This window comes from Bradyrhizobium sp. PMVTL-01 (assembly GCF_051861855.1).
Taxonomy (GTDB): Bacteria; Pseudomonadota; Alphaproteobacteria; order Rhizobiales; family Xanthobacteraceae; genus Bradyrhizobium.
Window position 1 is genome coordinate 7,792,759 of sequence record NZ_CP193982.1, and the last position, 9,742, is coordinate 7,802,500.

6 protein-coding genes (1 of these 6 cut by a window edge) are annotated in these 9,742 nt (G+C 65.1%); 3 read left to right on the forward strand and 3 right to left on the reverse strand.

Annotated features, from left to right (window positions below):
* Positions 1-5: 5 nt before the first annotated feature.
* Positions 6-3,851 (forward strand): methionine synthase, encoded by a 3,846-nt coding sequence (gene metH / locus ACRQ5Q_RS37560; protein ID WP_439394857.1) that lies wholly within the window; start codon positions 6-8, stop codon positions 3,849-3,851.
* Positions 3,852-4,111: 260 nt separating this feature from the next.
* On the opposite strand, the gene ACRQ5Q_RS37565 is transcribed toward metH, so the two are convergent.
* From ACRQ5Q_RS37565 to glpK, 3 genes are all read right to left on the reverse strand, one after another.
* Positions 4,112-4,741 (reverse strand): glutathione S-transferase family protein, encoded by a 630-nt coding sequence (locus tag ACRQ5Q_RS37565; protein ID WP_439394859.1) that lies wholly within the window; start codon positions 4,739-4,741, stop codon positions 4,112-4,114.
* Between the two features lie 244 nt (positions 4,742-4,985).
* Complete coding sequence (locus ACRQ5Q_RS37570) at positions 4,986-5,579, reverse strand: GNAT family N-acetyltransferase (protein WP_439394861.1); 594 nt, start codon at positions 5,577-5,579, stop codon at positions 4,986-4,988.
* A 219-nt stretch (positions 5,580-5,798) separates the two neighbouring features.
* The gene (gene glpK / locus ACRQ5Q_RS37575) at positions 5,799-7,304 is read right to left on the reverse strand and encodes a glycerol kinase GlpK (RefSeq protein ID WP_439370615.1); all 1,506 of its coding nucleotides are present in this window, start codon (positions 7,302-7,304) and stop codon (positions 5,799-5,801) included.
* 291 nt (positions 7,305-7,595) lie between these two features.
* On the opposite strand from glpK, the gene ACRQ5Q_RS37580 reads away from it, so the two are divergent.
* Both ACRQ5Q_RS37580 and ACRQ5Q_RS37585 read left to right on the forward strand, forming a co-directional pair.
* Complete coding sequence (locus tag ACRQ5Q_RS37580; protein WP_439370616.1) at positions 7,596-8,954, forward strand: MBOAT family O-acyltransferase; 1,359 nt, start codon at positions 7,596-7,598, stop codon at positions 8,952-8,954.
* Between the two features lie 2 nt (positions 8,955-8,956).
* A protein-coding gene (locus tag ACRQ5Q_RS37585) for a hypothetical protein (RefSeq protein ID WP_439394863.1) crosses the window boundary here: on the forward strand, positions 8,957-9,742 show its 5' portion. 108 nt of this gene lie beyond the right edge of the window; 786 of the gene's 894 nt are visible here — the first part of the coding sequence; it begins with the start codon at positions 8,957-8,959; the stop codon falls past the right edge of the window.

Here is a 9,742-nt window from a genome sequence, read left to right on the forward strand (position 1 = left end):
AGAAAATGACCGCACCCGTTTCCGCCAAGCGAACTGCCCTGCTGAACGCCGCGCGCGAGCGCATCCTCGTGCTTGACGGCGCCATGGGCACGATGATCCAGAACCTGCAGTTCGACGAGAAAGCCTTCCGCGGCGCGCGCTTCAAGAACTTCCATCGCGACCTGCGCGGCAACAATGATCTTCTGATCCTGACCCAGCCGCAGGCGATCGAGGACATCCACGCCGCCTATTTGCGCGCCGGTGCCGACATCGTCGCGACCAACACGTTCTCGACGACGTCGATCGCACAGGCCGATTACGACCTCACCGACATCGTCTACGAGATGGCGCGCGAAGGCGCCCGCCTCGCCGGCAACGCCGCCCGGCGCGTCGCAGCCGAGGACGGCAAGCCGCGCTTCGTCGCCGGTGCCATCGGCCCGACCAACCGCACCGCCTCGATCTCCCCCGATGTTTCCAATCCGGGCTATCGCGCCGTCACCTTCGACGATCTGCGCAAATCCTATGGCGAGCAGATCCGCGGCCTGATCGAGGGCGGCGTCGACCTCTTGCTGGTCGAGACCATCTTCGACACGCTGAACGCCAAGGCGGCGCTCTATGCCATCGCCGAGATCACCGAAGAGCTCGGCATCGATATGCCGGTGATGGTCTCGGGCACCATCACCGACAAGTCCGGCCGCCTGCTGTCGGGTCAGATGCCGGAAGCGTTCTGGAATTCGGTGCGGCACGCAAAGCCCATCACCATCGGCTTCAACTGCGCGCTCGGCGCGGAAGATCTGCGCGCTCATATCGCCGATATCGGCCGCGTTGCCGACACGCTTGTGTGCGCCTATCCGAACGCCGGCCTGCCCAACGAGTTCGGCCAGTATGACGAGACGCCGGAGTACATGGCACGCGTGGTCGGCGAGTTCGCGCGGGACGGCCTCGTCAACATCGTCGGCGGCTGCTGCGGCACCACCCCGGACCATATCGCGGCGATCGCGGCGGCCGTCGCCCCGCACAAGCCGCGCATCGTGCCGGAGATCGAACCGCGCCTGCGGCTGTCCGGCCTCGAGCCGTTCGTGCTGACGGATGCCATTCCCTTCGTCAATGTCGGCGAGCGCACCAACGTCACGGGATCGGCCCGCTTCCGCAAGCTGATCACCGCCGGCGACTACACCGCCGCGCTCCAGGTCGCGCGCGACCAGGTCGAGAACGGCGCGCAGATCATCGACGTCAACATGGACGAGGGCCTGCTCGACTCCGAGGCCGCCATGGTGACGTTCCTCAACCTCGTCGCCGCCGAGCCCGACATCGCCCGCGTCCCCGTCATGGTGGACTCCTCGAAATTCTCGGTGATCGAAGCCGGCCTGAAATGCGTGCAGGGCAAGCCGGTCGTCAACTCGATCTCGATGAAGGAAGGCGAGGAGAAGTTCATCCACGAGGCGAAGATCGCGCGGCGCCACGGCGCGGCCGTGGTGGTGATGGCGTTCGACGAGGCCGGCCAGGCCGACACCTTCGCGCGCAAGACCGAGATCTGCAAGCGCGCCTACGACATCCTGGTGAACAAGGTCGGCTTCCCGCCTGAAGACATCATCTTCGATCCGAACATTTTCGCGATCGCGACCGGCATCGAGGAGCACAACAATTACGGCGTCGATTTCATCGAGGCGACGCGCTGGATCCGCAAGAACCTGCCTGGCGCGCATATTTCGGGCGGCGTCTCCAACCTTTCGTTCTCGTTCCGCGGCAACGAGCCGGTGCGCGAGGCCATGCACTCGGTGTTCCTGTATCACGCCATCAAGGCCGGCATGGACATGGGCATCGTCAACGCCGGGCAGATGATCGTCTATGACGACATCGATCCCGAGCTGCGCCAAACCTGCGAGGATGTCGTCCTCAACCGCGATCCCGGCGCCTCCGAGCGCCTGCTGGCGCTCGCCGAGAAATTCCGCGGCAAGAAGACCGAAAGCAAGGAAGCCGATCTCGCCTGGCGCGAATGGCCGGTGGAGAAGCGGCTGTCGCATTCGCTGGTGCACGGCATCACCGAGTTCATCGAGCAGGACACCGAAGAAGCCCGCAAGAACTCCTCGCGTCCGCTCGACGTGATCGAGGGACCGCTGATGGCCGGCATGAACGTGGTCGGCGACCTCTTTGGCGACGGCAGGATGTTCCTGCCACAGGTGGTGAAGTCCGCGCGCGTCATGAAGCAGGCCGTTGCCTACCTCATGCCGTTCATGGAGGAGGAGAAGGCGCGCAACCTCGCCAGCGGCATCGCCACCGAGGGCTCCTCGTCCGCCGGCAAGATCGTGCTCGCGACGGTGAAGGGCGACGTCCACGACATCGGCAAGAACATCGTCGGCATCGTGCTCCAGTGCAATAATTTCGAGGTCATCGACCTCGGCGTGATGGTGCCGGCCGCCAAGATCGTCGAGACGGTGAAGGCCGAGAAGGCCGACATCGTCGGGCTATCAGGCCTGATCACGCCTTCGCTCGACGAGATGGCGTTCTTCGCCGGCGAATTGCAGCGCGAGGGACTGAAGCTGCCGCTGCTGATCGGCGGCGCCACCACGAGCCGTGTGCATACGGCGGTGAAGATCGACCCGAGCTATCGCGCCGGCCCTGTCGTGCACGTCAACGACGCCAGCCGCGCCGTCGGCGTCGCCTCCTCGCTGCTCTCGCCCGAGAAGCGCGAGGCCTACGCCGCCGAGGTCCGCGCCGAATACGCCAAGATCTCGGAAGCGCATCTGCGCGCGCAGGCCGACAAGAAGCGGCTGAAGCTCGCAGATGCCCGCGCCAACCGCGTGCCGGTCGACTTCGCCAGGAACAAGCCGGTGAAACCGACCTTCCTCGGGACCCGCAGCTTCGACGCATACGATCTCGCCGAGCTCGTGCCGTATATCGACTGGACGCCGTTCTTCCAGACCTGGGAGCTCGCCGGCCGTTTCCCCGCTGTTCTCGAAGATGCCAAGGTCGGCGAGGTCGCGCGCTCGCTCTATGACGATGCGCGCAAGATGCTCGATACCATCGTCGAGGAGAAATGGTTCCGGGCCCGCGCGACGATCGGCTTCTGGCCGGCGAATGCGCAAGGCGATGACATCGTGCTCTATGCCGACGAGAGCCGCACCAAGAGCATCGCGACGCTGCACACGCTGCGCCAGCAGCTCGAGAAGCGCGAGGGCCGCTTCAACGCGGCGCTCGCCGACTTCATCGCGCCCGCCGGCGTGGCCGACTATGTCGGTGGCTTCGTCGTCACCGCAGGCATCGGCGAGGATGCCGTCGCCGACCGCTTCAAGATGGCCAATGACGACTACTCCTCGATCCTGTGCAAGGCGCTGGCCGATCGCCTCGCGGAGGCCTTCGCCGAGCGCATGCATGCCCGCGTGCGCCGCGAGTTCTGGGCCTACGCGCCGGACGAGGCGCTCTCCAACGACGAGCTGATCCTCGAAAAGTATCAGGGCATCCGTCCTGCGCCCGGCTATCCCGCGCAGCCCGATCACACCGAGAAGGCGACGTTGTTCGAGCTGCTCGATGCGGAAGCGACCGCCGGCGTGAAGCTGACCGAGAGCTTTGCGATGTGGCCGGGCTCTTCCGTGTCCGGGCTCTATTTCGCGAGCCCTGAGAGCTATTATTTCGGCGTGGGCAAGATCGAGCGCGATCAGGTCGAGGACTATGCGGCCCGCAAGGGCATGACGGTGGCGGAAGCCGAGCGCTGGCTCGCGCCGGTGCTCAACTACATCCCGTCGCAACAGGACAAGCCCTTCGCGGCGACGCCGGCGAACGACGAGGCGTCGAACGACCTCGCCTCGCATCCGCCGGGCTGCACCTGCGCGGTGCATCTGGTCTGGCAGAAGAAGCGCGCAGGCGCGGGGTAAGTCTCGCTCCAAAACAAAATGCGAAAACAACCCCATGCACAGTAGGATGGGGTTGAAGGGATAGAAGAATTTCGGTCTTGCCTAATTTCGTTGCGGCGTCGGGCAAAACAGGGGTATTCTTCCATCATCAGCTGCTGTGGCCGTCCGACACGCTCGCCAGGCCAGCGCCGTCATTCCGAGGCGCGCCTCTTAGCGCGAGCCTCCCGCTGCACGATGGATTCCGGGTTCGCGCTACGCGCGCCCCGGAATGACAGACGACCTCACCCCTTCGGCGGGGCCAGCGGCTGCACGATCTCCTGGAACGGCGCCAGCGCCTCGCAACGCTCGGCGTGCGCGCTGAGCGCCGGATAGCGTGCGGCATCGAACAGAGGCGGATGTGCCTCGCGGGTGAAGCGCACGACGCAGGCGACCGCGATGTCGGCGTGGCCGATGCGATCGCCGAGCCAGTAGGGCGTCGTCACCCTGGCCCGCTCGGCCTCCAATACGCCGAGGACGTCCGCGATCTGCGCCTGGCAGCGCTCGACCCACAGCGCAAGCTGCTCCTTCCGCAGCACGCGCTCGTAGAGCAGGCTCACCGCCTTGTCGCCGAGGCCGGAGGCGAGCGCGCAGATACGCAGATGCTTGCGCCGCTCTGCTCCGCTGCGCGGCAGCATCGCCTTCCCCTCGCCGACGAGCTCATCGAGATAGTCCAGGATGATCGTGCTCTCGATCAGCGCCTCGCCGTCGTCGAGCACCAGGGTCGGCACGCGGCGCAGCGGGTTATACGGCGCGATCTTGTCGGCATCGCCGAAGGTCGACCACGGCCTGTGCTCGAAAGCGAGCCCGTAAAGCCGCAGCGCAATCGCAACGCGGCGAACGAAGGGGGAGTCGTATTGGCCGATCAGGAACATGGTTCGCGCTCTTGTCAGTCGTGGGAGATGGCGAGGCCGTCCAGTTCATCGCCAATGCGGGCCTGCCGCAACAGATATCTTGGAAGAAGAGCGTTGCGGATCCCGCAACAAAGCGCAGTCAATGCTCAGATACCACGCTCCGTCATTGCGAGTGCAGCGAAGCAATCCAGAATCCTTCCGCGGAAAGACTCTGGATTGCTTCGTCGCAAGGGCTCCTCGCAATGACGTTGGGGAGGCAGCCGGGCTACTCGATGATCGGCACCTGCTTCGCCGCATCGCGCGGCGCCGTGCCGTCGAGGCGCGGATCGTCGGCGATCTCGACCTGGCGGCGGAAGGGGCGGAAGCCGGAGCGCTGGTAGAATGCGACGGCGGAGGGATGATCGAAGGTGCAGGTATGGACCCAGACGCGGCGGACATCGCGTGACCACGCGAGCTCCAGTGCGCGGTTCATCAGGAAGCGGGCGGCGCCGGTGCCGATCAAGCCGGCGGTGACGCCGAAATAGACCAGCTCGCATTGGCCGGGTTCGCGGAAGTCCAGCTCCAGCAGGCCTTCGTCGCGGCCTTCCACGGCCAGTGCATAGACTTCGATTCCCGGCGCGTGGATGATTGCGGCGAGCTCCGTGTCGCTCATGCGTGCGCGCGAGAACCACAGCCATTCCTCGCCGACGCGGCGGTAGAGGTCGCGATACCAAGCGGGCGCGGGGGCATCGACCTTGCGCAGGGTCCAGGTGCCTGGCGGATCGTCCCGACGCACGGGAGGTGCGTTCATCTCGAGATGCGTGACGACGGCGGCGATCTTGCCTGTGGGGACGTCGGAATAGCCGTCGGGGAGGATCATTCTTGTTGCTTCTTTCGTTATAGGCGAGCGGGCGGCGCCGTTTGAGGCACCACAGCAGCGACACTCCGTCATTGCGAGCCACCGGTCCGCAAAGCGCGGCCCGATGACAGGCTCCGCGAAGCAATCCAGGATTTTTCCGCAGAGGCGGTCTGGATTGCTTCGTCGCAGAGCTCCTCGCAATGACGACGTGGAGGCAGTTGAGCGAGGCTGTACCTACGCCTACCCCTCCCCCTCGTCGCTCGCGAGCACGCCCTTCACCGCCCTTGCCCAGCCGGCGAGCTTTCGCTCGCGCGTCGCCTCGCTCATGTTCGGCTTGAAGCGGTGCTCGAGGCGCCAGTTGTCGGCGAACCTGGTCGGCTCGGGGTAGACGCCCGCATTGAGGCCGGCCAGATAGGCGGCGCCGAGCGCCGTGGTCTCCTGGATCACGGGCCGGTCGACCGGGGCGTTGAGGAGATCGGCGAGGCGCTGCATGGTCCAGTCGGACGCCGTCATGCCGCCGTCGACGCGGAGCACGACGCTGGCCGTTTCCGAACTTGGCCAGTCCGCGCGCATGGCGGCCCAGAGGTCAAAGGTCTGGTAGCAGACGCTTTCGAGCGCGGCGTGGGCGAGCTCGGCGGGGCCGGTGTTGCGGGTGAGGCCGAACAGCGCGCCGCGCACGCGCGGATTCCAGTAGGGCGCGCCCATGCCGACGAAGGCGGGGACGAGATAGACGCTCTGCATGGAGTCCGACTGGTCGGCGAGCGGACCGGTCTCGGCGGCATGCTTGATGATGCCGAGGCCGTCGCGCAACCACTGCACCGCCGAGCCGGCGACGAAGATCGAGCCTTCGAGCGCGTAAGTGCGTTTGCCATCGAGCTGGTAGGCGACGGTGGTGAGCAGCTTGTTCTTGGAGACAACGGGAGTCGTGCCGGTGTTGAGCAGCGCGAAACAGCCGGTGCCATAGGTGGACTTCATCATGCCCGGGCGGAAGCAGGCCTGGCCGATGGTCGCGGCCTGCTGGTCGCCGGCAATCCCGGAGATCGCGATCGCGCCGCCGAACAGGTCCGGCGTGCTCTCGCCGAAGCGTGCGGAAGAATCCTTCACCTCGGGGAGCATCGAGCGCGGCACGCCGATGATCTCCAGCAGCTCGTCGTCCCACTGGCCCGTGTGGATGTTGAACAGCAGCGTGCGCGAGGCATTGGTGGCGTCGGTGGCGTGCACCTTGCCGCCCGTGAGGCGCCAGAGCAGATAGCAATCGATGGTCCCGAACATCAGCTCGCCACGCGCGGCGCGGGCGCGGGCGCCGGGAACGTGGTCGAGGATCCAGGCGACCTTGGTGCCGGAGAAATAGGGGTCGATGATCAGGCCGGTCTTCTGGGAGATCACCGGCTCGTGGCCGTCGTGCTTCAGCTTGGCGCAGATGTCGGCGGTGCGGCGGTCCTGCCAGACGATGGCGCGGTGCACGGCCTGGCCCGTGGCGCGATCCCAAACCACGGTGGTCTCGCGCTGGTTGGTGATGCCGATCGCGGCGATGTCCTTTGCGCTGATGCCGGCATGCTCGATCGCCTCGCGGCAGACCATCACGGTCGAGGTCCAGATGTCCTCCGGCTCGTGCTCGACCCAGCCCGAGGCCGGAAAGTGCTGCGGAAACTCGGCCTGCGCCTTCGCCGCGATGGAAATATCGCCGCGAAACAGGATCGCGCGCGAGGAGGTGGTGCCCTGGTCGATGGCGAGGACGAAAGACATGGCGGCTTACCTTCGCGTTTTTCTTGGCGTTTTCCCTGAGAGGATCATTGTGTCGCGGCAAAGGGAGCGGATTGGAGGCGGAAGGTCAAGGCCCGCCGCTGGTATCGCGGCGTTTGACAATGCACATTGCACCCGATCCGCGAGACTAAAGCGCGATGAGATTGGGATGGATGCTTTAGGTTGTTGTTTAAGCATGATCTTTTCAGAAGACCGCTGCACACTTTTCAGGATCATGCTCTAGAACGACGGGAGCGAAGATGGTACATCCCGGAGCGGTCCAGTCGGGGCGGCATGACATTCACTTCCTTCCAGTTCGGCGTCTTCGTCGCGATCGTGTTCGGCGCCTATTATCTGCCGCCTCTGCGCCGCTTTCAGGTCCAGCTGCTCGTGCTGGCGAGCCTGGTTTTCTATGGCTCGGGCCAGCCGGAGCTGCTGCCGCTGCTGCTGCTCGCCGTATTCGGAACATATGTCTGCCTGGTCCTGGCGTTCGACAATCGCACGGTGTGGACGCCTGCCGGAATCGCCTTCAATCTCGCCGTGCTGGCGTTCTTCAAGTACAAGCTGCTCTTCCTCGACACCGCCTCGGCTCATCTGACCGGCGTCGCGCCGCTGGATTTCCTGCTGCGACTACCGCTGCCGATCGGCATCTCGTTCTTCGTGTTCCACAACATCAGCCTGCTGGTCGATCTCACGCGGGAGAAGCGGCCGCCGCCGCTGCGGGACGTCTTCCTCTACATCATCTTCTTTCCGCAGCTCGTGTCCGGGCCGATCACGCGCGCCGGCCAGTTCATGCCGCAGATCGTGCCCAAGCGGCTCTCCGACGTCGACTTCGTGGAGGCGGCCAAATGGATCCTGACCGGATTCTTTTTCAAGCTCTACGTCGCCAACAATCTCAACGAGATGACGTCCTACATGGACTATCCGCTCTATGAGACGGTGCGGACGCAGGATCGCTGGCTGCTCGTCTTCCTGTACAGCTACCAGATCTACGCCGACTTCTTCGGCTATTCGGCGATCGCACTCGGCCTCGGGCTGCTGTTCGGATATCGCCTGCCTGTCAACTTCAACCTGCCCTACATCTCCGGGTCTTTCTCCGAGTTCTGGACGCGCTGGCACATCTCGCTGTCGACGTGGCTCAGGACCTATCTCTACATCCCGCTCGGCGGCAACAGGCATGGACCGGCCAGAACCTGCCTCAACCTGATGATCGTGATGACGCTCGGAGGGCTCTGGCACGGCGCCAGCCTGAGCTACGCGCTGTGGGGCATGCTGCACGGTCTCCTGCTCGTCATCGAGCGGCCCTTCCTGAAGGTGCTGGGCGAGGCCGGCGCCGTCGTGCGGGTCGTTCGCATCGGCATCGTCTTCCTGTGCGTGACGATGCTCTGGATCTTCTTCAAGCTGCCGAACTTCGACCACGCGCTGGCCTACCTGACGGGGATGTTCAAGCCGACGGACAATCCGAATCCGACGAAGCTGTTCTATAATCTCGCCCTGCTCTATGCCTTGCCCGTCATCATCCAGCATCTCGGCTTCGGGGCGCTGTTGGAGGGAAGGCTGCGGCGCTGGGAGCCTTATCTGTATGGTGCGCTCGCGGCGCTGGCCTATCTGGAGGCCGGGCCTGACGCTGCCTTCATTTACTTCCAGTTCTGACGATGCCGCAGGCCTCAAAGCTCCCATGGCTGATCAAATGCGCGGGCGTCGCGGCGGCGCTGCTGCTTGCCTGCGGCCTTGCCACGCCGCGTTTCGGCGCCACGCTGCAGCAGCCAGCCGTGACCACCCGCGACGGTAGGTTCATCGCGCTCAACCGCTATGTGCACGAGCCGGCGCCCGATATCGTGCTGGTCGGCAGCTCGCTCACCTGGCGTCTCAGGGAGGAGTATTTCTCGCTGCCCCGTATCCGCAATCTGGCGCTGGCGGGAGGCTCGCCGCTGACCGGCCTCGAGATCGTCGCAAGACAGCCAAACCTGCCGAAGATCGTCCTGATCGAGACCAACTTCCTCACGCGTGAGGCCGACGGCGCTCTGGTCGAAAGTTTTTCCGGCGGCGCGCCCGCCGATGTGCCGCTGCTGCGCCCGGTGCGGACGGCGATCGCAGCCTACGAGAAGTGGAAGCACGGCCCGCCGAATCCCGCGCAGGCGCGCGCCGAGCAAGAACGCCTGCTGAGCCAGCCGCCTGATAACTTCGATAACAAGGCCTATCTCGACCGCGCGCTGGAACAGATGAACGGGATCGACCCCACCTTGTCGGCGCGCGCGAATGTGGCCATCATCAGACGGCTTACCGACGAGCTCCAGCGACGTGGGGCCCGCGTCTTTCTGATCGAAGTGCCATTCGCCGCGGAGATCGAGAACGCCCGCCCCGTCACCATCAGCAAGGCGATCGTCCACGACGCGTTCCCGGATCCAGAACTCTGGCTGCCGATCAATCCGCCAAGGAGC